This window comes from Pantoea sp. JZ29, from assembly GCF_035190385.1.
Taxonomy (GTDB): domain Bacteria; phylum Pseudomonadota; class Gammaproteobacteria; order Enterobacterales; family Enterobacteriaceae; genus Pantoea; species Pantoea stewartii.
The window spans coordinates 1,369,405-1,395,937 of sequence record NZ_CP045241.1 but is presented as its reverse complement, the minus strand read 5'-3'; the positions used below and the strand labels follow the sequence as shown (position 1 = coordinate 1,395,937).

The window sequence follows — 26,533 nt, the reverse complement described above, 5'->3', positions numbered from 1 at the left end:
TTCCGTCAGGCTCGTCAGAAACGAGCGTTAATCAAATTCTTGCCCCTGCACACTGCAACAGGGACGGCGGCACAGGGCCAGCTCCCGTGGATAACGGCGAATTACCAGCGCGCTTTCAGCAGGTTTGGCTGAATACCGCCGATAGATCGGGTATTGCCAAACACCTGCGGCGCAATGCCGGCTTCAAACTCTTCACGGAAATATTTAATGGCGCTCTGCAGCGGCTCGACCGCACCCGGCGCGTGGGCACAGAAGGTTTTGCCCGGGCCAAGCTGGCGGCAAAGCTGCTCCAGGGTCTCAATGTCCCCCGGCTGGCCTTTTTTCTGCTCCAGCGCGCGCAGAATCTTCACGCTCCACGGCAGGCCATCACGGCATGGCGTACACCAACCGCAGGATTCGCGGGCAAAGAACTCTTCCAGGTTACGCACCAGTGAAACCATGTTGATTTCATGGTCCACGGCCATTGCCAGAGCGGTACCCAGACGGCTGCCGGCTTTACCAATGCTGGCAAATTCCATGGGCAGATCGAGGTGCTGCTCCGTTAAAAAGTCGGTCCCCGCGCCACCCGGCTGCCAGGCTTTAAAACGCAGGCCGTCGCGCATACCGCCGGCATAATCCTCAAGGATTTCGCGTGCGGTGATGCCAAATGGCAGTTCCCACACCCCAGGGTTTTTCACCCGGCCGGAGAAGCCCATCAGTTTCGTACCGGCGTCGTCGCTTTTTGACAGACCTTTGTACCACTCGACGCCGTTGGCCAGAATAGCCGGCACGTTCGACAGCGTTTCAACGTTGTTCACGCAGGTCGGCTTGCCCCACACGCCCGCGCTTGCCGGGAAAGGCGGCTTGGAACGTGGGTTGGCACGGCGACCTTCCAGGGAGTTAATCAGTGCCGTTTCTTCACCGCAGATATAACGTCCCGCACCGGTGTGGACGAACAGTTCAAAATCAAAACCGGTACCCAGAATGTTTTTGCCCAACAGGCCTGCTTCAGTGGCTTCCGCAATCGCACGACGCAGATGCACTGCGGCTTCAATGTATTCGCCGCGCAGAAAGATGTAGCCCCGGTAAGCTTTCAGGGCAAACGCACTGATTAGCATGCCTTCCACCAGCTGATGCGGCATCTGTTCCATCAACAGGCGGTCTTTATACGTGCCAGGCTCCATTTCATCGGCGTTACACAGCAGGTAACGGATGTTCATGGATTCATCTTTCGGCATCAGGCTCCACTTCAGGCCCGTCGAGAACCCGGCACCGCCGCGCCCTTTCAGACCGGAATCTTTTACCAGTGAGACGATTTCGTCAGGTGCCATCCCTTTCAGGGCTTTTTCCGCACCGGCATAGCCGTTTTTGCTGCGATACTCATCAAGCCATACCGGCTGCTGATCCTCGCGCATGCGCCAGGTCAGGGGATGGGTTTCAGCAGTACGAATGATCTGTTTGATTGTCATTGATACTGCTCCAGCAAAGAGGCGATGCCTTCCGGCGTCAGATGAACGTGGGTATCTTCATCCACCATCATGGTTGGACCTTTATCACAGTTACCCAGGCAACAGGTCGGCAGTAAGGTAAAGCGACCGTCGGTTGTCGTCTGGCCAGGCTTAATATTCAGGTTTTCTTCCAGTGCCGCCTGAATCCCCTGAAAACCGGTGATGTGGCACACCACGCTGTCGCAGTAGCGAATCACGTGACGGCCAACAGGCTGACGGAAAATCTGACTATAGAACGTTGCCACGCCTTCTACGTCGCTTGCAGGAATCCCTAACACTTCTGCAATCGCATGGATCGCACCGTCAGGCACCCAGCCGCGCTGCTTCTGCACAATTTTCAGTGCTTCAATGGAGGCAGCGCGCGCATCTTCGTAATGGTGTTTTTCGTGCTCAATCGCATGGTGCTCTTCCGCACTCAGCACGAAGACCTCGTTAGGGTCGATCGTTTTAATAGCAATGTGTTGATCGTGCATAATTAGCGGTCCACGTCTGACATAACAAAGTCGATACTACCGAGGTATACGATCAGGTCGGATACCAGGCTGCCACGGATTACCGATGGAATCTGCTGCAGGTGCGGGAAGCTCGGTGTACGCACACGCGTGCGGTAACTCATCGTGCTGCCGTCGCTGGTCAGGTAGTAACTGTTGATCCCTTTGGTCGCCTCAATCATCTGGAAAGATTCGTTGGCCGGCATGACCGGGCCCCAGGAAACCTGCAGGAAGTGGGTGATCAGGGTTTCAATGTGCTGCAGCGTACGCTCTTTCGGTGGCGGCGTGGTTAACGGATGATCCGCCTTAAACGGCCCTTCCGGCATGTTGTTCAGGCACTGCTCCAGGATACGCAGCGACTGCCACATCTCTTCCATTTTCAGTTGTACGCGCGTATAGGCATCACTGATGCCGGCGCCCACAGGAACCTCAAAATCGAAGTTTTCATAGCCTGAGTAGGGGCGCCATTTACGCACGTCAAAATCGAGACCCGTTGCACGTAGTGCGGCACCGGTTGTGCCCCAGGCCAGCGCTTCTTCCATGTTATAGGCGGCTACGCCCTGCGAACGGCCCATCAGTACGGTGTTGCGCAGCGCCGCTTTGTCATACTCTTTCAGACGTTTTGGCATCCAGTCCAGGAAGTCACGCAGCAGGCGTTCCCAGCCTTTCGGCAGGTCATGTGCGACGCCGCCAATACGGAACCAGGCCGGATGCATACGGAAACCAGTAATCGCCTCCACCACGTCATAAATTTTCTGACGGTCGGTAAAGGCAAAGAACACCGGCGTCATGGCCCCGACGTCCTGAATAAAGGTGGAGATGTACAGCAGGTGACTGTTGATGCGGAACAGCTCTGAAAGCATCACGCGGATTACGTTAACGCGATCGGGCACCACGATGCCGGCCAGTTTCTCTACCGCCAGCACATAAGGCATTTCGTTGACGCAGCCACCGAGGTATTCGATGCGGTCAGTGTAGGGAATATAGCTGTGCCAGGACTGACGCTCACCCATCTTCTCGGCACCACGGTGGTGATAACCAATATCCGGAACGCAGTCGACAATCTCTTCACCATCCAGCTGCAAAATGATGCGGAACGCACCGTGCGCGGAGGGGTGGTTAGGACCCAGGTTAAGGAACATGAAGTCTTCACTGGCAGTACTGCGTTTCATGCCCCAGTCTTCTGGCTTGAACGTCAGCGCTTCCATTTCCAGATCTTCTTTCTGTTTGGTCAGCGTGAAAGGATCGAATTCGGTGGCGCGCGCAGGGTAATCCTTACGCAGCGGGTGCCCTTCCCACGTCTGCGGCATCATGATGCGGGTCAGGTGCGGGTGACCGTCAAAAGTGATGCCGAACATCTCCCAGGTTTCGCGCTCATACCAGTTCGCATTGGCGAAAATTTTCGTGATGGTCGGCACGTGCATATCGTTTTCAGACAATGCCACCTTGAGCATGATGTCGCGATTGCGTTCAATCGAAAGCAGGTGGTAGAAAACGGAAAAATCCGCGGCAGGTAATCCGGCGCGGTGGGTGCGTAAACGTTCGTCCATACCATGCAGGTCATAGAGCATGACGTAAGGCTTGGGTAATTTACGCAGGAAAGTGATGATTTCCAGTAGCTGTTCACGCTTAAACCATACCACCGGAATCCCGGTACGTGTTGCCTGAACAGTAAAGGCATCCGGCCCAAAACGATTACGCAATTCGCCAATTACCGGGTCATCCAGATGATCCCGGGTTTGCCATAGCGGCTGAGCGAGATCTTGCGTGGTCAAATCTGTCATACGTTACTCACCATTCCGGCCTGCTAACAGGCGCTCAAATGAAGGCGTCAGGATGGTGCCATGCATTAATTTGTGTATTGTCGCTGCAGGCACTGATTCCATCCATACGGTTAACTTAAACTTCGTCTGGTGTACGCAGGTTGGTTACTGCAATACGCTCGCCACGCTTACGTTCACGCTCAGACTGCATATTGGCACGGTAAACGCCCTGATCGCCGACCACCCAGGACAGAGGACGACGCTCTTTACCAATCGACTCCTGCAGTAACAGCAGAGCCTGCATGTAGGCTTCAGGACGCGGTGGGCAACCTGGAATGTAAACGTCAACCGGCAGGAATTTATCCACGCCCTGCACGACAGAATAGATATCGTACATGCCGCCTGAGTTAGCACAGGCCCCCATGGAAATGACCCATTTCGGCTCCAGCATCTGATCGTACAAACGCTGAATCACCGGGGCCATTTTAGTGAACGGCGTACCGGCAATAACCATAAAGTCGGCCTGACGCGGTGAGGCACGCATAACCTCAGCACCAAAACGCGCCACATCGTGCACGGCGGTGAAGGAGGTGGTCATCTCAACGTAGCAGCAGGAAAGACCAAAGTTGTAGGGCCACAGGGAATTCTTACGTCCCCAGTTCACCATGTCGTGCAGGGCATGTTCGAGCTTGCCCATGTAAACGCTGCGATGAACGTGCTGCTCCAGCGGATCGCTGACGATTTCCTGCTTTTGCAGAGGGTAACGGTCGTTCTCACCACCGTTCGGGTCTATGCGGGTGAGCGTATAGTCCATCTTATTGCCTCTCTTTTACTGCTTGTGAGGATTGGTGTGACTTACCGTGGGAGTTTTAACCACGATTCGGCGGCGTGCAGGAGTCCAGTCCAACGCGCCAATGCGCACCAGATAAACCAGGCCCGCCAGGAGCACCAAAATGAAAATTGCGGCTTCCACAAAGCCGACCCATCCACTTTCACGGATTGAGGTCGCCCATGCGTATAAAAAGAGAGCTTCGACGTCGAAGATAACGAAGAACATCGCCACCAGGTAGAATTTGGCGGATAAGCGGATGTGAGTATCACCCACGGATTCAATACCGGATTCGAAAGGCGTGTCTTTATGACGGGCACGAGCTCTGCCGCCTAACAGCCATCCTCCGGTCAACATAAACGCACAGAGGCCAAATGCGATGACGATAAAAACGATGAATGCCCAATGCTGAGCGATGATTTCGGTGGTAGTTGACATACTCATTGCTTACTCATCAAAAGTGGCGCTGGCATCCTGCTCTGGTTCTGGCAGCAAACTCACCACATCGATTCAAAGGGAAGGATAAAAACCTTACAAATTTTGCTGTTACTGTGCAATAAGCAGCAATTTTATGTGGTTTTTTACTCCTTTCTATAACCTTTTGTCAACTTTGACAAAAGTATCCAAACATTATTTTACACCTGCATCATATTATTAACATATGACGCGCGTGTTTCCAGCTAAATCGCTTCAGTCTGTAGGGGTAATTTCAGTGTAGCGGGTATTTCAACGTGTGGATCGCGTTATCAACGCGCATAGTTTGACAGGATTCGGCGAGATTGCCTTGCTTTTAGAAGGGCTATTTTGTTGATCCAGAACACAGAATTATCATTTTTGTGTTAAATTTAATCAGTTATCAGCCTGATTCGCATCAACAAATCTCCACTTCGTGCTTTCCCTTCCCCACTCGCCCTGTTGACCAGAGTATGAACAGGTAATTGACAGAACAGGACTGAAAAAGAAAACCACGGGTCAGAAAAGCAGCAAAAAAAAGCCTCTTGTTCCGGTTACAGAACAAAAGGCGCATTTACTCAGATTAACGTGCCGGCAGATTTCGCATTTTTTGCGAAAGAAGACGGGATTTACTCTTCGTCGTCCAGCAGTAAGGCACCATCGGCATTGCCGATCATGTTGTAGGGATCGTGGGTAGACTGCATGGCGTTGAAAATGGCCAGCGCCAGTTCGTTGTCGTTGTCCGCGTTGCGGCACAGCAGATACTGAGTATCTGGCAGCACCGGTAATCCTTCTGCTGCACCCATTACGCGCAGTTCAGGGCTCATCATCTCCACCGGACGCGCGGTCACGCCTAAACCAGCTTTAACGGCAGCACGCACCGCTGCCAGCGTTGAAGCGACGTAAGAGATGCGCCAGGGAATGCCTGCTTCGTTCAGATGGTCAATCGCCATATCACGGTAAGGGCTGGGTTCATCCAGCAATACCAGAGGGATCGCTTCCCCACGCTGGAACACATAGTCCGCTGCGCAATACCACAGGGTTGGCGATGTCCGCAGTACCTGATGTGTAAAGTTACCCGGACTGGAGGTGGTAACAACCAGATCGACTTCGCCCTGATTCAGCATTTCCATCATAAATGGATTGCGTTTCACACGAACGTCAATGGCCAGTTTGGGATAAACAGAGGTAACGCGGTTTAACAGGAACGGCAGAATGGTATCGGACGTATCGTCTGACGCCCCGATTGTCAGAACGCCCTGAATATTGCTGTACATCAGCGATGTGCAGGCTTCATCGTTAAAACGCAGAATTTTTCTGGCATAACCCAGAAGCTGAATGCCATGTTCTGTTAATAATTTGTTGCGGCCATGCCTGGCAAACAACTCTTTACCGACCAGTTGTTCCAGACGCTGCATCTGCTGACTTACTGCCGATTGCGTTCTGCATACCGCAGCAGCCGCGGCTGCAAAGGTGTTTAAATCCGCAACAGCAACAAAAGTTCGAAGCAGATCGAGATCGAGATTAAGTATCGGACGATTTGCATTAGTCATGTTTTTCTTCACTTATTAGAGTTTTAAGAACTACTATCCTGGTGTTATTACAAGCTTATCAAAGCGATAAGCGGTAATGATGCTTCATGCCGTCCCAACACAGGGCCGACATAAAATTTACTTACGAAGGCGCACGGCACGTTCCTGTAAAACACGGAAGCCGTGACCTGAAGACAGAGACAACTTCTGTACCGAAGGCACTGAATGCAAAATTGCGGGAAGCTGTGTAGTTGTCTTTTTCAACCCCAAAAAAGTCATTACGCCGGGGTAAATGGGTCTGTCATACACACACGCTGTATCGCGTTTAATCACATCAAATAGTAAATTATACTTAATCATTTTTGACCGCAAAATGGAAATGTTTTTATGAAAAGCATTGCAAATTTTGATCGGATCGCATTTTCCAACACGTCCTGCACGTCCTGTGCGCATTCAACCCGCCCAAAAACAGTGAATAAGACTTTTAGACAGGTAAACCTGTACTAAAGATGCTCTCTGTTTTTTAGCCTGGCTTCAAAAAACGGAAAAAAGTCCTTAGAGATAAAATAGTTAACCGTATTAACGATTAATGCACGGCTGTCACACCCTACTTACGCTATGCACTATCGTGCAAAATTTATGCATCAATAAAGCATAATTAAACTATTTCATTTATGACGCATTAGGCCTGTTCTGATTTCACTATGTCAATTACGTTCCCTGTCGGCATAAAAAAAACAGCAACGCGCCAAACAAAGCCTTTTTATCAGGCAGCATAAAAAACCATTAATGATGACTAAAGCAGACTTTTAAACCATACAGGGTCATAAGCAATATGCATTACGTCGTCTGGACGGAGACAAAGATGCTGAAGACGCCAAAACCACCTCGCGCCCTTCTTTTGTGTTCGTGAGGAGAGTACATTGTGCAGGTTTGTTTTCAGCGGCAGGCAAAAGGATTCTGCATATTAAGGCGGCCAAAAATGACTTTTCAAATTGATAAATCCGGCAAACTGGACAATGTGTGTTATGACATTCGTGGGCCGGTTTTAAAAGAGGCCAAGCGCCTGGAAGAAGAAGGTAATAAAGTTCTCAAGTTGAACATCGGTAACCCCGCGCCGTTTGGCTTTGAAGCGCCCGATGAAATTCTGGTGGATGTGATCCGTAACCTGCCCAGTGCACAAGGTTATTGCGATTCCAAAGGGCTCTATTCCGCCCGAAAGGCCATCATGCAGCATTATCAGGCGCGGGATATGCGCGATGTCACAGTAGAAGATATCTACATTGGAAACGGTGTCTCAGAACTGATCGTTCAGGCGATGCAGGCGCTGCTGAACAGCGGAGATGAAATGCTGGTTCCGGCACCGGACTATCCGCTCTGGACGGCAGCCGTGTCGCTGTCGAGCGGAAAAGCCGTGCACTATTTGTGTGATGAGTCCGCCGGCTGGTTCCCGGACCTGGACGATATTCGTAGCAAAATTACGCCACGCACTCGCGGCATTGTTATCATCAACCCCAACAACCCCACCGGTGCGGTTTACAGCAAAGAGCTGCTGATGGACGTGGTTGAGATAGCCCGTCAGCATAACCTGATTATATTTGCTGACGAGATCTACGATAAGATCCTCTACGATGCCGCACAGCACCACTCTATTGCCGCACTGGCACCGGACTTGTTAACGGTCACGTTTAACGGCCTGTCAAAAACCTACCGCGTGGCGGGCTTCCGTCAGGGCTGGATGGTGCTGAATGGTCCGAAAAAGCACGCAAAAGGCTATATAGAAGGGCTGGAAATGCTGGCTTCCATGCGCCTGTGCGCCAACGTTCCGGCGCAGCACGCAATTCAGACCGCCCTGGGGGGATATCAGAGCATCAGCGAGTTCATCGCACCGGGTGGTCGTCTCTACGAACAGCGTCAGCGTGCCTGGGAACTGATCAACGATATTCCCGGCGTCAGTTGTGTGAAGCCGGAGGGAGCGCTGTACATGTTCCCGAAAATTGATGCCAAAAAATTCAATATTCAGGACGACCAGAAGATGGTGCTGGACTTCCTGTTACAGGAAAAAGTGCTGCTGGTGCAGGGCACCGCGTTTAACTGGCCGTGGCCCGATCATCTGCGTATCGTAACCCTGCCGCGCGTCGATGACCTGGAAATGGCCATCAATAAGTTTGGCCGTTTCCTGCAAGGCTACCGCCAGTAGTCCTGTTGCATCTATACTGATGTCATTTTGGGGAGAGTTGACCTCTCCCCTGTCGTAAACAGGAACGACCATGACTCAAAGCCATTTCTTCGCCCACCTCTCACGCCTCAAACTGATTAACCGCTGGCCACTGATGCGTAACGTGCGGACCGAAAACGTCTCTGAACACAGTTTACAGGTGGCGATGGTCGCCCATGCGCTGGCCATCATCAAGAACAAAAAGTTTAACGGTAACCTGAATGCCGAGCGCATCGCGATGATGGCGCTGTACCATGATGCCAGTGAAGTGCTCACGGGCGATTTGCCTACCCCGGTGAAGTATTACAACGCGCAAATTGCCCATGAATACAAAAAGATTGAGAAAATCGCGCAGCAGAAGTTGATTGAGATGCTGCCCGACGAGTTGCAGGACGTTTATCGCCCGCTGATTGATGAACATCTGCACAGTGAAGATGAGAAAGCGGTAGTGAAGCAGGCCGACGCACTCTGCGCCTACGTTAAATGCCTGGAAGAGTTGTCGGCAGGCAACAATGAATTCTTACTCGCCAAGGCGCGGCTGGAAAAAACCCTGACTCAGCGTCGCTCGCCTGAAATGAGCTATTTTGTTGAGGTGTTTATCCCAAGCTTTAGCCTGTCTCTGGACGAAATCTCGCAAGATACACCGCTCTGATTCGGGCGGCCCGATGCCGCCACTCTGCACTTAAGGCTGGCTGTGAAAGGCAAACTTACCCGCTGGCTGTCTGGTAATGATTAGTGACGCCAGTGAAGTCAGGCGCAGCGCCACGTCATCCAGTCGCGGTGTCTCGTCTGGCGCATTGACAGCAATGACGGCACAGCCCGCCGACAGCCCGGCCATCACGCCAGCAGGCGCATCTTCAACCACAACACAGTCGGCTGGAGACAGTTTCAGCCTTTCGGCACCCAGCAGGTAGGGATCGGGTTCAGGCTTACCCTTTGCTACCTGCTCAGCCGTAATGAAGACCGCAGGCAGAGGCAGGCCCGCCGCTTTGTGGCGGGCATGAGCCACTGGCACAGAACCTGAAGTAACAATCGCCCAGGGGATCTGCAGTTCATTAAGCTGAGTGAGCAGCGCCAGGGCACCTGGTAACGCCTTCACACCGTCCGTATCTTCCGCTTCCGTTTTTTCCAGTGCCAGGAACTCGGCCTGAATCGCGGCCTCTGACTGACCGGCCATAAAATGACGCAGGGAGGTGATTGCCTGTTTACCGTGAATGAAGTCCAGAATCTCATCAGCCGCAATGCCATGACGTGCGCCCCAGTTAGACCAGGCACGTTCAACCGCCGGTAATGAATCCACTAAGGTGCCGTCTAAATCAAACAAAAAACCACTGTACTCCACACGTCACTCCTCATCAGGCGTTAATGATTTGCGCAATCTCGTTTACGCTTAAATGGTACTGGCGGGGACAAGTCTGCCATAAAGCCAGCATGCGTTGATACTTTTCCCACATCGGTGTTTGTGCATTGAAGCCGTGCGTGCCGGAATCAAAATGCGTGTAGCGCCCTTCCGTATTCACCATAAAGCGTACATAGCCAAGGTAGCGGGATTCCGTAGCCGCATCAAATCCCAGAAACGCCAGGCGCCGGGTATCGATCTCTCCTTCGGTTTTCAGATTAGACCAGGAAATCTGTAGCGCATGGTGCATTTCCATGATGTCGATGAGCGTACGGCAGGTGGCTTCAGAGAGTTCGCCGAACTCTTTATCCAGTTCACGCATCTGCAGGCTGTAGCCGCGCTCAATAATGGTCTGATAACGCCGAAAGCGCTCCGCATTCTCAGGCTCCAGCATCGCCATCATTTTGTACTGGTTCGCCAGAATTAAGCGTTGTGCGTGGGTCATTTCCATCTTTCTCTCCCTCAGCCCAGAGGCTGTTCAGGTTTTATACGATGGAAGGATGATGACACAGGGGGAGCGATGCGGAGGTTGCCACATCGCTTTTCATTGATTTAACCACAGATTCACATGCAATATTTCGGCACGCTGCAGGTTAGAGATCGTCCAGAAAAGTCCGGTCCAGTTGCTTAAAGGCGCGCTTCAGTAGATCGGCGAGCGCCTGATAGGTTGGCGTGCCTTCAACCGGCGCAATCGCCTGCCCTGCGGCTTCCAGTTTGGTGCGCACGTCATGAAACCAGCGCAGAAGCGTCGGCGGCAGCGGCGTGACTGAACGTTTGCCCAGCCACCACAATCCCTGCATCGGTAAACTGCAGGCGAAAAGCGCTGTCGCGACGGCAGGGCCCAGTTGCCCACCCATCGCGATCTGCCAGGTCAGTGTAAACACCGCCAGCGGGGGCATAAAGCGAATGGCAAAACGTGTGGCCGATGATACCCGGTTTTCGGGAAAGACCGGTGCCAGACGTTTATCATTGGGCCACGTCTTCATATAATGCTGTCCGCGCTGAAACATCCGGAACCAGCCCGTGTTAGATTGATTCGCCATGGCTCGCCTCAACTAATGCTGTATTTTTTGAAAAATAACTATAACGACACAACTTTACGTAACATCCTTCAAATCTTTTTGTCTTTAAAGGTGACTCCGGCTATTCTGACGCCGTTTTAGTCGCGTCAGTGTCGCAACCTTCTTTGTCACAGAGGCGATAAGACCCGTTTTAAGCGTGATTTAAAATTTATGCGTAAAAACTCAACTTTTTTTGCGTATAACGCATTATTTTGACCCGGGTATGACTTCTGTCATTAATCTGGCAGCTTCAATAGGCTACGCTGTATGTCTGATTGCGTTTTTTTTAGCCACTTTTAACAAATAGGTACTTCCATGTCGAGTAAGTTAGTACTGGTCCTGAACTGCGGCAGCTCATCCCTTAAGTTTGCCATTCTGAATCCCACCACCGGAGACGAATTTCTGTCAGGTCTGGCTGAATGTTTTCACCTGCCCGAAGCGCGGATCAAGTGGAAGCTTGACGGCCAAAAACAGGAAGCACCTTTAGGTGCTGGCGCTGCCCACAGCGAAGCACTGAATTTCATTGTTAAAACAATTCTGGCACAAAAACCAGAGCTTTCGGCACAAATCGCTGCAATAGGTCATCGCATCGTCCACGGCGGTGAAAAATTGACGCAATCGGTCGTGATCTCTGACGCTGTCGTTCAGGGTATCAAAGATGCCGCTTCTTTTGCACCGCTGCATAATCCTGCGGGCCTGATCGGCATTGATGAAGCGATGAAAAACTTCCCCCATTTGTCTGACAAGAATGTGGCGGTTTTTGACACCGCTTTCCATCAGACAATGCCGGAAGAATCCTATCTCTATGCGCTGCCCTATGCGCTCTACAAAGATCACGGCGTGCGTCGCTACGGTGCGCACGGTACCAGCCACTACTATGTGACCCACGAAGCGGCAAAAATGCTGAATAAGCCGCTGGAAACCCTGAATATCATCACCTGTCACCTCGGTAACGGTGGATCGGTTTCTGCCATCCGTAACGGCGAATGTGTGGATACCTCCATGGGGCTGACGCCGCTGGAAGGCCTGGTGATGGGCACCCGCAGCGGGGATATTGATCCGGCCATCATCTTCTTCCTGCACGATACATTGGGCATGAACGTGGATGCTATCAACAAGATGCTGACCAAAGAGTCCGGTCTGTTAGGGCTGACCGAAGTCACCAGCGACTGCCGCTACGTTGAAGATAATTACGCCACGAAAGACGATGCCAAACGCGCAATGGACGTATTCTGCCATCGCCTCGCCAAATACATCGGCAGCTATACTGCGCTGATGGACGGCCGTCTTGATGGCGTGATCTTCACCGGTGGTATCGGTGAAAATGCGGCGATGGTCCGCGAGTTAACGCTGAAGAAACTGGCTCTGCTGGGCTTTGAACTCGATCATGACCGCAACCTGGCCGCGCGTTTTGGTAAAGCGGGCTTCATCAACAAAGAGGGCACGCGTCCGGCACTGGTTATCCCAACGAATGAAGAGTTAGTCATCGCCAGGGACGCCGCGCGTCTTACCGCCTGATATCCTTTCTCCGTCAGCTCAGGCTGACGGTGTTATTTTGACACCCAGTGAACTCTGAGAGGTGCAATCGTGTCACGTACAATTATGCTCATTCCGACCGGCACCAGCGTCGGCTTGACCAGCGTTAGCCTTGGCGTTATTCGCGCCATGGAACGTAAAGGCGTTCGACTGAGCGTTTTCAAACCCATTGCTCAACCACGCGCCGGTGGCAATGCGCCCGACCAAACCACCAGCATCGTACGCAAAAATTCCGGTATTCCTGCGGCAGAACCGCTGCCCATGTCACGCGTTGAATCCTTGCTGGGGTCCAATCAGCAGGACGTGCTGATGGAAGAAATTATTGCCCGCTATCATGCGAATACGCAGGATGCAGAAGTGGTGCTGGTGGAGGGCCTGGTGCCCACGCGCAAACATCAGTTTGCCAGCGCCCTTAACTACGAAATTGCCAAAACGCTGAACGCTGAAATTGTGTTTGTGACCGCGCTGGGTAATGACTCGCCGGCCCAGCTTAAAGAACGTATCGAACTGACGCAAAGTAGCTTTGGCGGTGCGAAGAATAAAAACATCACCGGCGTCATTATTAACAAGCTGAACGCGCCGGTCGACGAACAGGGCCGGACGCGTCCCGACCTGTCTGAAATCTTCGATGATTCCACGAAGGCCAGCATTGCCAATATCAATCCCGACCAATTGTTTGCCAACAGCCCGTTGCCCATCCTGGGTTGCGTGCCGTGGAGCTTTGATCTGATCGCGACCCGCGCGATTGATATGTGCCGCCACCTGAACGCGCGCATCATTAATGAAGGTGAAATTCAGACGCGCCGCGTGAAGTCGGTAACCTTCTGTGCCCGCAGCATTCCTCATATGCTTGAGCACTTCCGTCCAGGCTCGCTGCTGGTCACCTCCGCAGACCGTCCGGATGTACTGGTTGCCGCCTGTCTGGCCGCCATGAACGGCGTAGAGATTGGGGCTATTCTGTTAACCGGTAACTACGAGATCGACGAGCGGATCGCCAAACTGTGCGAACGCGCGTTCCAGACCGGTCTGCCGGTCTTTATGGTCAAAACCAATACCTGGCAGACATCACTGAGTCTGCAAAGCTTCAATCTGGAAGTGCCGGTAGACGACACACAGCGCATTGAGAAAGTGCAGGAATATGTCGCAGGCTACATCAATGCAGACTGGATTGAGTCGCTGACCGCCACCTCTGAACGCAGCCGTCGTCTGTCCCCGCCGGCATTCCGTTATCAGTTGACCGAGCTGGCACGTAAAGCCGGTAAACGCATCGTCCTGCCAGAAGGCGATGAGCCTCGCACCGTGAAAGCGGCCGCGATCTGTGCCGATCGCGGCATTGCGACCTGCGTGCTGTTAGGTAACCCGGATGAAATTCAGCGCGTGGCCGCAGTACAGGGCGTTGAGCTGGGTAAAGGCATTGAGATTGTTGACCCTGAAGTGGTTCGCCAGAACTACGTTCCGCGTCTGGTTGAACTGCGTAAAAACAAAGGCATGACCGAAGTGGTGGCGCAGGAACAGCTGGAAGACAACGTGGTGCTCGGTACCATGATGCTGGAGCGTGGCGAGGTAGACGGCCTGGTTTCAGGTGCGGTGCATACCACGGCCAATACCATTCGTCCGCCGTTACAACTGATTAAAACCGCCCCGAACAGCTCTCTGGTCTCGTCGGTATTCTTTATGCTGCTGCCGGAGCAGGTGCTGGTCTATGGCGACTGCGCGATTAACCCGGATCCTACCGCTGAACAGCTGGCTGAAATTGCTATCCAGTCTGCCGATTCCGCCAAAGCCTTCGGTATTGATCCGCGCGTGGCGATGATCTCCTACTCGACCGGTAACTCCGGGGCAGGAAGCGACGTCGAAAAAGTGCGCGAAGCTACCCGTCTGGCACAGGAAAAACGCCCGGATCTGGTCATTGACGGTCCGCTGCAGTATGACGCGGCGATTATGGAAGACGTCGCGAAATCGAAAGCGCCAAACTCGCAGGTCGCGGGTCGCGCAACGGTATTTATCTTCCCGGATCTGAATACCGGTAACACCACCTATAAAGCGGTGCAGCGCTCAGCCGATCTGATTTCTATCGGACCGATGCTGCAAGGGATGCGTAAACCCGTCAACGACCTGTCGCGCGGTGCGCTGGTGGACGACATCGTCTATACCATTGCCCTGACAGCAATTCAGTCACTCCAGGCGGAAGGCCAGTAACAAACCGCCTGACCGGTAGTGAGAACAAAGAGCATGCAGCCCGCATGCTCTTTTTTTATTGCAATGTCACATCCAGCGCACGTAAATGCTGTGGCTGCCAGGAAAGCATAACCTCGCTCCCCGGTTTCCACTCAGGCGCGACATCGGATGAGGCCAGTTTCACCATAAAATTCCCCTGCCCGGCCACGTCGGTCAGCATGCGGACATGATCACCCAGATAGATAAACTGTTGAATGGTAGCCTGCACAGACTGGTCGCCCGGTTTTGGTGCGTTCACGTTGATGCGTTCGGGCCGGATGCTGAGCTGGATACGTTTGCCACGCGAACTGGGTCGGACTTTCAGCGCGTCCAGATGAACGCCATTATCCAGCGCCACCTGATAATACTCGCCCTTTTGACCCGATTGTGTGGCTAACAGGCAGTTATTTTCGCCGATAAACTGTGCAACAAAGGCATTATCTGGCTGCTCATAAAGCTTACTCGGGCTGTCCATCTGCTGAATCATGCCATCATTAAACACCGCGACCCGGTCTGACATGGTCATTGCTTCGCTCTGGTCATGCGTGACGTAAACGATGGTCAGCCCAAGCAGGTTGTGCAGTTGCTTGATTTCCATCTGCATATGCTCACGCAGCTGTTTATCCAGTGCCCCTAACGGTTCATCCATCAGGATCAGCCTGGGTTCAAAAACCAGTGCCCGCGCCAGCGCTACACGTTGCTGCTGGCCACCCGACATCTGGGCAGGATAGCGATCGGCCAGCGAGGTCAGTTTAATCATATCCAGCACGCGCTTAACCCGCACTTTGATATCCGCTTTGCTCAGGCGACGTATGGATAGGGGAAATGCCAGATTCTCTGCCACGGTCATATGGGGAAACAGCGCATAATTCTGAAACACCATGCCGATATCACGCTGATGGGGCGGCAGCGTGTGCAGGGGTTTATCACGCAGCAGAATCTCGCCATCGGTGGGCGTTTCAAAGCCCGCCAGCATCATCAGGCTGGTGGTTTTCCCCGATCCTGAGGGCCCTAACAGCGTCAAAAACTCCCCTTCTGCCACGTCCAGATTAAGGTTGCGCACCACCAGCTTGTCGCCGTCGTAGCTCTTTTTGATATTCCTGAAACTGACAAAATTTCTCATGGCGTACTCTCGAAAACAGGATGGAAAGGGTTTCGGCACGATTCATGCATCATCCGTTTGACATGCGAATCCTGGCGGGCCTTTTTTTAGCACTACCATAACGCCGCTGATTCGCACAAGCAGAATTTGACAAAATAAAACGAACAGGCTTGCAAAACCTTCTTGCAGGCCATTGTATTTTATTGTCTTTTTAAATTTAACATTACATTAACGTGAATGAGATCACAGAATCAGGCAAGGTAAGAGGTTGCACACTTGTGGTGCCTCAGGGGGAAACTGAGGCGATTTGCAGGTGGTGTTCCAGACGGGCAAGGACAGGCGCGAACGCATTGGGGATATCCGCTTCGTCAACGCAGGCATAGCCCAAAAGTAACCCACGCTGCGGCGTGCCTTGCAGGTAGTAGGAAGACAGCGGGCGCGTCAGCACACCGCACTGTTCAAGCTCAGCGCTGAACGCCACATCGTCGATGCTGTCGGGCAGTCTGAGCACCAGATGCAGCCCCGCATTGCTGTGATGCACAATCCAGTCGGCCCCCAGCGACTGGCTGATCACGGCGACCAGCGCCGCGCGGCGACGACTGTAGATCTGCCGCATCCGCCGTACATGAGCCGCATAGTGCCCTTCGCGGATAAACGCGGCCAGCGTGAGCTGCACCAGCCCATAACCGCCGCGATAGAGCTCGGAGTGCGCCATTTTCATACGCGTAGCCATGGATTTAGGCACCACCATGTAACTGAGTCGAATGCCGGGATACAACGTTTTGCTGAACGTCCCCAGGTATATGACAGGCGCATCCGCCGCCAGCCCTTGCAGCGCGGGCATCGGGCTGCCGGAAAAACGGAACTCGCCATCGTAGTCATCTTCCACCACCCAACTGCCGCTGCGCTTCGCACGCTCCAGTAACTCATGCCGCCGTTGCAGGCTCATCACCGCACCCAGTGGATACTGATGGGAAGGCGTCACGCAGATTAAACGCGGCGCAGGGCTGTCAGGCTGCTCCGGGGGCAGCACCAGCCCCTGCTCGTCAACCGGCGTAGGGATCAGCGTAACGCCGTTCACCGCCAGCACGTTACGAATGCCCCAGTAGCCAGGTTCCTCTACCAGCGCCCGGTCACCCGGATCGCACAGCATCTTTGCCAGCAGATCCAGCGACTGATGCGTGCCTGCGGTCACCAGTACCTGCTCGGGGCTGCAGTTGACGGAACGAATCACCCGCAGGTAATCGGCCAGCGCCTGTTGCAGCTCGGTGCAGCCGCCGTGGCTGGCATAGCTCAGGTTCTCAACGGGCAGGCGTCGGCTCAGACGAAGCTGGATTTTGCGCCAGATGTCGTGCGGCATGTGACTGACATCCGGTACGCCGGGCATAAACGCCCCCCACTGATGACTTCCGGCACCGCTGTTTGCCAGTAATCGCGATCCCCGACGGGACAGCCTGACGGGCTTCATTGGCGGCGAAACCGGCCTGACCAGCGGCCCGCCTGGCACCTCTTCAGGCAGCACCGCACTGACAAACGTGCCGCTGCCTGTGCGGGTTTGTAAGTACCCCTCTGACTGCAACTGTTCATACACGGCCAGTACGGTATTGCGTGAGACCGCGAGTTCGCGAGCAAGGTCGCGGCTGGCGGGCAGCCGTGTTGCGGTGGCAATGGATCCATCCTGAATCGCCGCCTGCAGCGCGTCATACAGTCGCTTATTCAGCGTACCGCCGGACAGCGCGGCCAGCCGTTGTGCAAGCAGGTCACCGAGTAAGCTTCGCAAAATTGGTACCTCAAAATAAAAAAAACTGGCTCTGGATTATAAAACCCTGAAAACGCTAAAACCAAGAAGGCAAATTCCACTGTAACAATATGGAAACAAACACCACGAGGTCGCGTTATGAGTAACAGTGAAGTGCAGGTCCGTCGTCTCAATGCCACGCCACGCGGCGTGGGCGTCATGTGCGATTTCTATGCGGTGAAAGCTGAAAACGCCACGCTGTGGGATCACCAGGGCCGCGAAATCATCGATTTCAGTGCCGGCATTGCCGTACTGAACACCGGACACCGTCATCCTAAGGTCATCGCCGCCATCAAGGAACAGCTCGACTGTTTTACCCATACTGCATTTCAGATCGTGCCCTATGAAAATTACATCGCCCTTGCGGAAAAACTGAATGCGCGGGTGCCCGTCAACGGCCCTGCTAAAACCACCTTTTTCTCCACCGGCGCGGAAGCGGTTGAGAACGCGGTAAAAATTGCCCGCGCGGCGACCGGCCGTCCCGGCATCATCGCGTTTAGCGGCGCGTTTCACGGGCGCACCAACATGACGATGTCGCTGACCGGCAAAGTGACCCCGTACAAAACCGGTTTCGGCCCTTTTGCTGGCTCAGTATTTCATGCCCGCTACCCGAATGCACTGCATGGCTGTAGCGTCGAGGACGCGCTGGAGAGTGTACAAACGATTTTTCGCTGCGATATCAGCCCGCAGCAGGTCGCAGCGATCATTTATGAGCCGATCCAGGGTGAAGGCGGTTTCAATGTCGCACCGGCGGCCTTCGTCACCGCGCTGCGTAAGCTGTGCGATGAACACGGCATCCTGCTGATTGCCGATGAGATTCAAAGTGGTTTTGCCCGTACCGGGAAACTGTTTGCCAGTGAGTACTATTCCGATGTGCAGCCTGACCTGATTACCATGGCGAAAAGCCTGGCCGGCGGGATGCCGTTGTCGGCCGTGTCCGGACGGGCTGAGATTATGGATGCCCCGTTACCCGGCGGGCTGGGTGGCACCTATGCGGGAAGTCCTCCTGCCATTGCAGCCGCACTGGCCGTACTGGAGGTGATTCGTGAGGAGAACCTGTGCGAGCGCGCCCTGCAACTGGGCGGGCAGCTGGCCGAAACGCTGAAAGGCGCGGGTTGTAACGCGCTGGCGGACGTGCGTGGGCGGGGTTCGATGATAGCGGCTGAGTTCTGCGACAGCACAGGAAAACCGCGCGCGGACATCGCCAAAGCCATCCAGCAGGCGGCACTGGACGAAGGCTTACTTCTGCTCACCTGCGGTGTCCACGGTAACGTGATTCGCTTCCTTTATCCGCTGACCATTCCGGATGCGCAGTTCCGCACGGCATTAAATCTGCTGAACCGCATTCTCGGTCAACACTAAGTTGAGCTGGCTGGCTGCCCGTTCCGCAGTCAGCTGAGCTGATGGCATCAGGATTGCAACGCAAACACCAGGCAGTGAATTCTGCCTGACAAGAATAATTCAGGAGTTCGGGGATGATGAAAAAAATAGCGGCAATGGTGCTGGCAGCCGTGGCGCTGCAGGCACAGGCGGAAACCCTCACGGTAGTGTCCTTCGGCGGGACGAATAAAGACGCACAGGATAAAGCGTTCTATAAGCCGTTCATGGCCGCGGGAAAAGACAGCATCGAAGCAGGCGAATATAACGGTGAGATGGCCCGCATCCGCGCCATGGTCGAAACCAAACAGATCGGCTGGGACGTCGTCGAACTGGAAACTCCGGAACTGGAGCGCGGTTGTGAAGAAGGTCTGTTTGAAACCCTGGACTGGAGCAAAATTGGCAATAAAGCGGACTTTGCCAAAGGCAGCGTCAGCGAATGTGGGGCCGGTTTCTTCGTCTGGTCAACGGTACTGACCTACGATGGCAACAAACTGAAAACCGCCCCCACGAGTTGGGCCGATTTTTGGGATGTAGAAAAATTCCCGGGCAAACGTGCGCTGCGTAAGAGCGCAAAATATACCCTGGAAATCGCGCTGATGGCGGATGGCGTGAAGCGTGAAGATGTTTATAAGGTGCTGGCCACACCTGCGGGCGTGGATCGCGCCTTTAAGAAGCTTGATGTACTCAAGCCCCATATTCAGTGGTGGGAATCCGGGGCACAGCCGCTGCAGTGGCTGGTATCAGGCGACGTGACGCTGGCCTCGGCCTATAACGGCCGTATCGGCACCGCCCAGGCAGAAGGCCATAACTTTAAAATCGTCTGGAATGGCAACCTGTATGACTTCGATAACTGGGCGATTGTGAAAGGTTCAAAACATAAAGCGCTGGCAGAGAAATTCATCGCCTTCTCGCTGCAGCCTGAGAACCAAAAGGTCTATGCCGAAAATATTCCTTATGGCCCCGCCAATATCAAAGCAGGCAAACTGCTGGCGGCGGATCGTCTGGCTCAACTGCCAACAGCGCCCGAAAACATGGCCAAAGCCGTACAGGTTAACGCCACGTTTTGGCTGGAGCATGGTGAAGAACTGGAACAGCGTTTTAACGCCTGGGCCGCGAAATAACCTGCTGCCGGACGCGATCCGGCAGCCCCTTTTCAGGAGGTCGGCATGAGTCAAAACCCCGTGATGGATTCAGCGCCAGTCAGCCGTACAGAACGCGCGTTCAGTCTGCGCCACTCGTTCAACCGGGCAGGTTGGTTAAAAACACAACGCTCTCTGTTTTTAGTGGCCCCGTTACTGATTTTCGTCGTGGTGTGCTTTTTATTCCCTATCGGCTCTATCCTCAGCATGAGCGTGAGCAATCCTGAGCTTAATGACGCCTTACCCCAAACCAGCCAGGCCCTGGCGAAATGGGACGGTAAAGCGCTACCGGATGAGAGCCTGTATGCACTGCTTGCAAAAGAAGTCAGCGCGGCACGCGAACAGGGCCAGATTTCGGGGATTGCGAAGCGGTTAAGTTATGAAGATAACGCGTTTCGCCGCCTGATCCTGGCCGTACCGCGCCAGGCGCCCGAGGATGGCCTTAACGTCAAAGCCACCCTTATCGACAAACAGCCCCTGTGGGGCGAGTTATCCACCTGGCAAACCCTGAAGCGCGTAGCAAAGCCTTATACCAGCTATTACCTGCTGTCGGTGTTTGACCATAAAGTCGATGCCAGAACGGGTGAAATCACCGCGCAGTCGCCGGATCAGGCGCTGTATGTCAACGTCCTGCTGCGCACCTTATGGATGGCCACCGTCGTGACGTTATTGTGCGTGGGGCTGGGTTATCCGCTGGCCTACTGGCTGGCGAAACAGCCTTCTAACCGGGCCAATCTGTTGATGATTATGGTGCTGCTGCCCTTCTGGACCTCACTGATTGTGCGGACGGCCAGCTGGATTGTGCTGTTACAGTCCGGCGGATTAATCAACCGCACGCTGATGGGCACCGGACTTATCGACAGCCCGCTCACCCTGGTGTTTAACCGGGTGGGGGTTTACATCTCCATGACACATATATTGCTGCCTTTTATCGTGCTGCCGCTGTATGCCGTAATGAAAGGCATATCCCCCAGCTATGTCCGCGCGGCGGTGTCGCTGGGCGCCCATCCGTTTGTCGCCTTCTGGCGCGTCTATGTGCCGCAGACCTTTGCCGGGATCACCGCAGGTGCGTTGCTGGTGTTTATGATGGCGATTGGCTACTACGTGACGCCAGCCCTGCTGGGCGGCCCGGACGACCAGATGGTCAGCTACTTTGTCGCCTTCTTTACTAACAGCACGATGAACTGGGGCATGGCCGCCGCCCTGGGCAGCCAGTTACTGATCATTGTCACGTTACTGTATGTGGTCTATTCGCGCGTTACCCGCACTTCTTCTGAAGCCGCGGTGCGTTAAGGAGCAAATGATGAGACAACAAGGTTCCACGCTGCTGCGGGTCTGGCGTTACCTGTTTAATTTTTACGGTGCCGCCGCCCTGCTGTTTTTAATAGTGCCGGTGCTGGTGATCGTGCCGTTGTCGTTTAACGCCAGTTCGTTTTTAAGCTATCCCCTCAGTGGCTTTTCATTGCGCTGGTACGACGCGTTTTTCCATTCTAACGAATGGCTGGGCGCGCTGATGAACAGCCTGCTGGTGGCTCCGCTGGCCACCCTGCTGGCCACCGTGCTGGGCGTACTGGCCGCGATGGGCCTGGTACGGGGCGACTTTCGCGGTAAAGCGCTGGTGATGGCAGTCATCATTTCACCGATGGTGGCACCGGTGGTGATCATCGCGGTGGGCATGTTTTTCTTCTTTGCCAAACTGTCCCTGCTAAACAGCTATCTCGGGCTGGTTCTGGCTCATGCGCTGCTGGGCGTCCCGTTTGTGGTGATCACGGTTGTGGCCGTCCTGAAAAGTTACGACACCAACCTGACGCGCGCCGCCGTCAGTCTCGGCGCCTCACCACTGCTGGCGTTTTGTAAAGTCACCCTGCCGCTGATTGCACCGGGCGTGTTTTCCGGGGCGTTATTTGCCTTCGCGACCTCCTTTGATGAAGTGGTCGTCACGCTGTTTCTTGCCAGCCCTACGCAGCGGACGCTACCGATTCAGATGTTTGCCGGTATCCGCGAGAACCTCGATCCCACCATTGCAGCGGCGGCCACCATTATGATTGCGGCCTCTCTGTTGCTCCTGATCGTGATGGAAGTGCTGCGCCGCCGTGGCGAAAAAATGCGTCAGCCGCAGCCGGTCTGACGCTCGTTACTTGCTTTCCGCACGCACCACACCGCCCTTTCCACTGAGAGGGCGATTTTTTATTGATCCCGGGCACAGGCGCGTGATGTCAGCCACGATCCTCACAATGGGTTAACGATCAAACGTCTTAATGCAATACCTGACTGAGACATCGTCAAGACAGACTGGCGCGGTGGCGGAAAAGCGAAAGCCGACGCCCGAGGAAGAATGACGCTGCCCGCCAGGAAAAGGCTGCCGTCAATCATCTTGTGGAGCGCGTTGCCGCAAAAGAAGGAAGGATGCTTTGCGAACGGCAAGGCGTTCGCAAAGCAGAAAACTCAGTTGCTGTTTTCGTTATTGCGGCTCAGCCACAACGACAGCGCTTTGAGTGAATCATCGGTAAACTCGTCGCAACGGGCGGTGATTTCATCCGGCGTCATCCAGAAGATTTCATCAACCTCTTCTTCCTGCATCGCAAACGGGCCGTGAGAGACGCAACTGAACAATCCGCCCCAGACGCGGCAGTGCTCATCTTCGAAATAGAACTTGCCATGCTCCGCAAAGGGCACGTCGGCAATACCCAGCTCTTCTTCCGCTTCACGTCGGGCAGATTCCAGCATATCCTCACCGCTCTGCACCACGCCGCCTGCCGTCGCATCCAGTTTACCCGGCATAAAATCTTTGATTTCAGTACGGCGCTGAACCAGTATTTTCCCCATACCATCGTGAACCACGATATAGGTCGCGCGGTGACGTAAGCATTGTGCACGCATCTGCGCGCGCGTAGCCTGCGCAACGACTTCATTCTCTTCGCTTACGATATCGACCCACTCGATCTCGCCACCAGCAGTTTGATCCACCATCCGTAACCCTTTCCTGTTTAGCGTGTCTTCATGCACGCGCTGTTTGCCACATCTATATCATAGTGTGTCGTAAGGTAATCACTTATGACAACTTGAGCAAGCGCCGATCGCTAGCGATGTTTACCGCTCTCCGTCAACCACAACTGCACCGATGCGCGCTGCCACTGAAACTCAGCATAATGCTGTAAACGGGCTGGCAGGGGATCACCGTGAAGCGCCAGTCGATTAAGCATGACAGCCAAATCGGTATCTGCAATCGACCACTCACCAAAAAGGTTTTGCTGCCCTTCCGGTAACAGCCGCTGTACGGCACTTATCAGCTTATCGGCCGCCTGAAGCGCAGCGGGCGAAAGCGGCGCAAAGCGCTCTGCGGCGAACAGCACTTCTGTGGGACGCTCCTGTCTGATCGGCAGCAAATCACTGCGTAGCCAGGCCTGAATCTCCCGGGCGCGCGCGCGTTTCTCGCGATCTTTAGGATAGAGCCGTTCAAATTCTGGCGCGGCAAAGCGCTCTTCAAGGTATTCACAAATGGCTGAGGACTCACTCAGCATAAACTCATCAACCTGTAACGTTGGCACACGGCAGGTCAGTGACAGGCTACGGTAGGTGTCGTCAAGCTGCTGGTTTTGGGATAAATCAATGCGCCTGACGCTAAAAGGGATCCCCTTTTCCGTCAGCGCAACGTAAACCGACATCACATAAGGACTGAAAAACGATGAATCTGACCACAGGGTAATGGAGGGGTAATTCATCTGCTACCTCGATATCGCTGACAGGGGTGCATCATGTTTACCGATTTTTATTTCTGAAAACAACCCGGTGCTGGTCCGATGTTTGCCGCCACCGCACGAAATTACGAAGCGGCTCACGCCAGCCGGGAACGACTCTTCTATGATGAAGTAAGCAAAAAATAAAAAATCAGACGGAGCCGCACTATGCATATCTTAATGACCGGTGGAACCGGGCTTATTGGCCGCCATCTTATTCCGCAGTTACAGGCGCGTGGTCACACGATCAGCGTGGTGACCCGCGATGTCGTAGCCGCACGGGAAACGCTGGGCGAAAATATCGCCTTCTGGTCTGGCCTCGCACAGCAGCATTCGCTGGATGGGGTGGATGCCGTGATCAACCTGGCCGGTGAACCGATTGCCGATAAACGCTGGACCGAGCCGCATAAGCAGCAACTGTGCGAGAGCCGCTGGCAAATCACAGAACGTATTGCCTCACTCATCAATGCCAGCACCACGCCGCCGCGCGTGTTGATTTCGGGGTCGGCGACCGGCTTTTACGGCAACAGTGGTGAAGTAGTCCTGACCGAAGAGGATCCCGGCCAGAATGAATTTACGCATACGCTCTGTGCCCGTTGGGAACAGCTGGCACTGACGGCACAAAGTGACCGGACGCGCGTCTGCCTGTTGCGCACCGGCGTGGTGCTGGCGCGTGAGGGCGGCGCCCTGAGCAAAATGAAACTGCCGTTCAGGCTCGGCCTCGGTGGCCCGCTCGGCAGCGGTAAACAGTATATGCCGTGGATCCACATCGATGACATGGTCAACGGCATCCTGTGGCTTCTGGATCATGACGACTGCCAGGGTCCGTATAACATGGTCGCGCCCTATGCGGTGCGCAACGAGCAGTTTGCCGCCACGCTGGGCGAGGTCATGCACCGCCCGGCTTTCATGCGCACGCCCGCCAGCGCCATTAAGCTGATGATGGGCGAATCCTCAGTGCTGGTGCTCGGTGGACAACATGTGCTGCCTAAACGGCTGGAGGCCGCAGGGTTTCGCTTCCGCTGGTATGACCTGCATGATGCCTTAAAGGACGTGGTTAAGGGGTAATGCCGGGGGAGCCTGTGGCTCCCCTTCTTCTATTGCGATGTTACTGCGGACCCTGACTTGCGCGCTGTACGTTGCGCGCCATGATGAGGCTGCGGCACACGGATAATAAACGTCAGCACCCCGGCAAACAGATACAAGCCGGTATAAGCCCACACCACCCCGACGATATCAAAAAACGGCAACAGCATAGAGGCGATGGCCGGCGCGACAAAATTGCTCATCCCCGCTGACAGGTTATAAACCGAGACCGCCGCGCCCTGATGATGCGGCTCCAGCGTGGGAAAGACGGCCGTCATCGGCACAAACGCCGCGACGAAAATCCCCAACATGACGGCCGGAATAAGGGCGACCATGAAGTTATGACCGGCATAAACGGGCAGATAGTAGAATGCCAGACTGGAGAGCGCCATGCCCAGACAGCCAAACCAGCGCACCTGACGGATCCAGCCAATCCGCTCGCCCATGATGCCCCAGAAGATATTGGTAAAGATGGTGACAAAGAAAAATACCGCCCAGATTTGTAACCATTCCGACAAGGTGAAACCCAGCCGATCCACAAACAGCAGCGGCATGATGATGGCAAAACCAAACAGCGACAGCGTATTAATAATGCGGATCAGGCAGGCGTAAAACACATGCTGATTAGTAAACAGGATGGTCACCGCCCGGGACATTTCCGTCATTTTCTCGCGCATCGGTAAGTTCACGCGTGAGCGGTCGACCGGCACATGGCGCAGGCTAAAAAACGCCAGTACGCCACCGCAGGCCACCCAGGCAATCGCCAGCCATAATGTCCCGGTTTCACCAAGAGAGGGAATAATCAGGCTGGGCAGATAGCTCCCGACCACACCAATCCCTACCGAATACATTGCCCAGAACCAGCCCGTCGCCGCCGCGAGGCGTTCACGCGGTAACACCTGGACCAGCAGCATCATAAAAGAATAGATAAACAGCGGATAAGCCAGGCCGCGAATGCCGTAGAACAGCAGCATAAGGGGATAATTACGCAGTCCCAGCCCCAGGCTCATGAACAGGGCATGCATGACAATCCACAAGACAAAACCGATTAACATGGCGCGCTGAGGCGTAATCAGTTCCGCCACCACGCCGGAGGCCCAGGCGGCCAGCGCGACCGCTAAACCGTAACAGGTAAACACCAGCGCCGACTGGCCCGGCGTGAAGCCCATATCGGTGATATGGCGTGACAGAAATGCCATTTCGAAACCGTCTCCTGCCATAAAAATCGCAATGGCGACGAATCCCCAGATCAGCTGTTTGGGCAAGCCAAACCAGTACGCAGTTGCATGCATAACGATGGTCCTT

Annotated in this window: 23 protein-coding genes; 9 read left to right on the top strand and 14 right to left on the bottom strand. The window is 54.3% G+C overall.

All coding sequences use genetic code 11. The features are described 5' to 3' along the window. Window positions 1-101: 101 nt before the first annotated feature. The 6 genes from nuoF to lrhA form a co-directional block, all read right to left on the bottom strand. A complete protein-coding gene (gene nuoF, locus GC090_RS06685; RefSeq protein WP_170317973.1) occupies window positions 102-1,442 on the bottom strand; it encodes an NADH-quinone oxidoreductase subunit NuoF in 1,341 nt (446 codons plus the stop codon). 2 nt (window positions 1,443-1,444) lie between these two features. Further along, a complete protein-coding gene (gene nuoE, locus GC090_RS06680) occupies window positions 1,445-1,960 on the bottom strand; it encodes an NADH-quinone oxidoreductase subunit NuoE (RefSeq protein ID WP_006120024.1) in 516 nt (171 codons plus the stop codon). Between the two features lie 2 nt (window positions 1,961-1,962). After that, window positions 1,963-3,762 carry an NADH-quinone oxidoreductase subunit C/D gene (nuoC, locus tag GC090_RS06675; RefSeq protein ID WP_324021167.1) on the bottom strand — a complete coding sequence of 600 codons (1,800 nt, stop codon included), beginning with the start codon at window positions 3,760-3,762 and terminating at the stop codon, window positions 1,963-1,965. A 115-nt stretch (window positions 3,763-3,877) separates the two neighbouring features. Beyond that, the gene (locus tag GC090_RS06670; RefSeq protein WP_006120026.1) at window positions 3,878-4,555 is read right to left on the bottom strand and encodes a NuoB/complex I 20 kDa subunit family protein; all 678 of its coding nucleotides are present in this window, start codon (window positions 4,553-4,555) and stop codon (window positions 3,878-3,880) included. Between the two features lie 15 nt (window positions 4,556-4,570). Further along, complete coding sequence (locus GC090_RS06665; RefSeq protein WP_006120027.1) at window positions 4,571-5,014, bottom strand: NADH-quinone oxidoreductase subunit A; 444 nt, start codon at window positions 5,012-5,014, stop codon at window positions 4,571-4,573. A 638-nt stretch (window positions 5,015-5,652) separates the two neighbouring features. Continuing rightward, the gene (gene lrhA, locus GC090_RS06660) at window positions 5,653-6,576 is read right to left on the bottom strand and encodes a transcriptional regulator LrhA (protein WP_033740635.1); all 924 of its coding nucleotides are present in this window, start codon (window positions 6,574-6,576) and stop codon (window positions 5,653-5,655) included. A 961-nt stretch (window positions 6,577-7,537) separates the two neighbouring features. Here lrhA and GC090_RS06655 point away from each other — a divergent pair. Both GC090_RS06655 and yfbR read left to right on the top strand, forming a co-directional pair. Continuing rightward, complete coding sequence (locus GC090_RS06655) at window positions 7,538-8,755, top strand: pyridoxal phosphate-dependent aminotransferase (RefSeq protein WP_033740636.1); 1,218 nt, start codon at window positions 7,538-7,540, stop codon at window positions 8,753-8,755. Window positions 8,756-8,825: 70 nt separating this feature from the next. Continuing rightward, on the top strand, window positions 8,826-9,425 hold the full coding sequence (gene yfbR, locus GC090_RS06650) for a 5'-deoxynucleotidase (RefSeq protein WP_006120030.1): 600 nt from the start codon (window positions 8,826-8,828) through the stop codon (window positions 9,423-9,425). Window positions 9,426-9,455: 30 nt separating this feature from the next. On the opposite strand, the gene GC090_RS06645 is transcribed toward yfbR, so the two are convergent. The 3 genes from GC090_RS06645 to yfbV form a co-directional block, all read right to left on the bottom strand. After that, complete coding sequence (locus GC090_RS06645; RefSeq protein WP_033740639.1) at window positions 9,456-10,115, bottom strand: sugar phosphatase; 660 nt, start codon at window positions 10,113-10,115, stop codon at window positions 9,456-9,458. A 13-nt stretch (window positions 10,116-10,128) separates the two neighbouring features. Continuing rightward, on the bottom strand, window positions 10,129-10,623 hold the full coding sequence (locus GC090_RS06640; RefSeq protein ID WP_006120032.1) for a YfbU family protein: 495 nt from the start codon (window positions 10,621-10,623) through the stop codon (window positions 10,129-10,131). A gap of 142 nt (window positions 10,624-10,765) precedes the next feature. Then, complete coding sequence (gene yfbV / locus GC090_RS06635) at window positions 10,766-11,215, bottom strand: terminus macrodomain insulation protein YfbV (protein WP_054633417.1); 450 nt, start codon at window positions 11,213-11,215, stop codon at window positions 10,766-10,768. A gap of 333 nt (window positions 11,216-11,548) precedes the next feature. Here yfbV and ackA point away from each other — a divergent pair, with 333 nt between their 5' ends. Beyond that, window positions 11,549-12,751: an acetate kinase gene (ackA, locus tag GC090_RS06630; protein WP_033740641.1), complete on the top strand. Its 1,203-nt coding sequence runs from the start codon at window positions 11,549-11,551 to the stop codon at window positions 12,749-12,751. Between the two features lie 69 nt (window positions 12,752-12,820). Continuing rightward, a complete protein-coding gene (gene pta / locus GC090_RS06625) occupies window positions 12,821-14,968 on the top strand; it encodes a phosphate acetyltransferase (RefSeq protein ID WP_006120035.1) in 2,148 nt (715 codons plus the stop codon). Window positions 14,969-15,023: 55 nt separating this feature from the next. Here the strand turns inward: pta and GC090_RS06620 are convergent, their stop codons facing one another. Then, entirely contained in the window at window positions 15,024-16,109 is a 1,086-nt protein-coding gene (locus GC090_RS06620; RefSeq protein ID WP_033740644.1) for an ABC transporter ATP-binding protein, read from the bottom strand. A gap of 265 nt (window positions 16,110-16,374) precedes the next feature. Further along, window positions 16,375-17,868, bottom strand: coding sequence for a MocR-like pyridoxine biosynthesis transcription factor PdxR (locus GC090_RS06615; RefSeq protein ID WP_054633416.1), 1,494 nt, complete (start codon window positions 17,866-17,868; stop codon window positions 16,375-16,377). A gap of 117 nt (window positions 17,869-17,985) precedes the next feature. Here GC090_RS06615 and GC090_RS06610 point away from each other — a divergent pair, with 117 nt between their 5' ends. The 4 genes from GC090_RS06610 (at window position 17,986) to GC090_RS06595 (ending at window position 22,533) form a co-directional block, all read left to right on the top strand. Further along, window positions 17,986-19,248: a 4-aminobutyrate--2-oxoglutarate transaminase gene (locus GC090_RS06610; RefSeq protein WP_039339696.1), complete on the top strand. Its 1,263-nt coding sequence runs from the start codon at window positions 17,986-17,988 to the stop codon at window positions 19,246-19,248. A 113-nt stretch (window positions 19,249-19,361) separates the two neighbouring features. Further along, window positions 19,362-20,387 carry an ABC transporter substrate-binding protein gene (locus GC090_RS06605; protein ID WP_324021161.1) on the top strand — a complete coding sequence of 342 codons (1,026 nt, stop codon included), beginning with the start codon at window positions 19,362-19,364 and terminating at the stop codon, window positions 20,385-20,387. A 45-nt stretch (window positions 20,388-20,432) separates the two neighbouring features. Beyond that, window positions 20,433-21,698 carry an ABC transporter permease gene (locus GC090_RS06600; protein WP_162286770.1) on the top strand — a complete coding sequence of 422 codons (1,266 nt, stop codon included), beginning with the start codon at window positions 20,433-20,435 and terminating at the stop codon, window positions 21,696-21,698. A 10-nt stretch (window positions 21,699-21,708) separates the two neighbouring features. After that, window positions 21,709-22,533 (top strand): ABC transporter permease, encoded by an 825-nt coding sequence (locus tag GC090_RS06595; RefSeq protein ID WP_033740651.1) that lies wholly within the window; start codon window positions 21,709-21,711, stop codon window positions 22,531-22,533. Between the two features lie 317 nt (window positions 22,534-22,850). On the opposite strand, the gene yfcD is transcribed toward GC090_RS06595, so the two are convergent. Together yfcD and yfcF are read right to left on the bottom strand one after the other, a co-directional pair. After that, the gene (gene yfcD, locus GC090_RS06590) at window positions 22,851-23,375 is read right to left on the bottom strand and encodes an NUDIX hydrolase YfcD (RefSeq protein WP_033740653.1); all 525 of its coding nucleotides are present in this window, start codon (window positions 23,373-23,375) and stop codon (window positions 22,851-22,853) included. 110 nt (window positions 23,376-23,485) lie between these two features. Beyond that, the gene (gene yfcF / locus GC090_RS06585; RefSeq protein WP_006120042.1) at window positions 23,486-24,127 is read right to left on the bottom strand and encodes a glutathione transferase; all 642 of its coding nucleotides are present in this window, start codon (window positions 24,125-24,127) and stop codon (window positions 23,486-23,488) included. A 183-nt stretch (window positions 24,128-24,310) separates the two neighbouring features. On the opposite strand from yfcF, the gene GC090_RS06580 reads away from it, so the two are divergent. Beyond that, the gene (locus tag GC090_RS06580) at window positions 24,311-25,210 is read left to right on the top strand and encodes a TIGR01777 family oxidoreductase (RefSeq protein ID WP_324021159.1); all 900 of its coding nucleotides are present in this window, start codon (window positions 24,311-24,313) and stop codon (window positions 25,208-25,210) included. A gap of 29 nt (window positions 25,211-25,239) precedes the next feature. On the opposite strand, the gene GC090_RS06575 is transcribed toward GC090_RS06580, so the two are convergent. Further along, window positions 25,240-26,520, bottom strand: coding sequence for an MFS transporter (locus tag GC090_RS06575; protein WP_033740658.1), 1,281 nt, complete (start codon window positions 26,518-26,520; stop codon window positions 25,240-25,242). Between the last annotated feature and the right edge of the window lie 13 nt (window positions 26,521-26,533).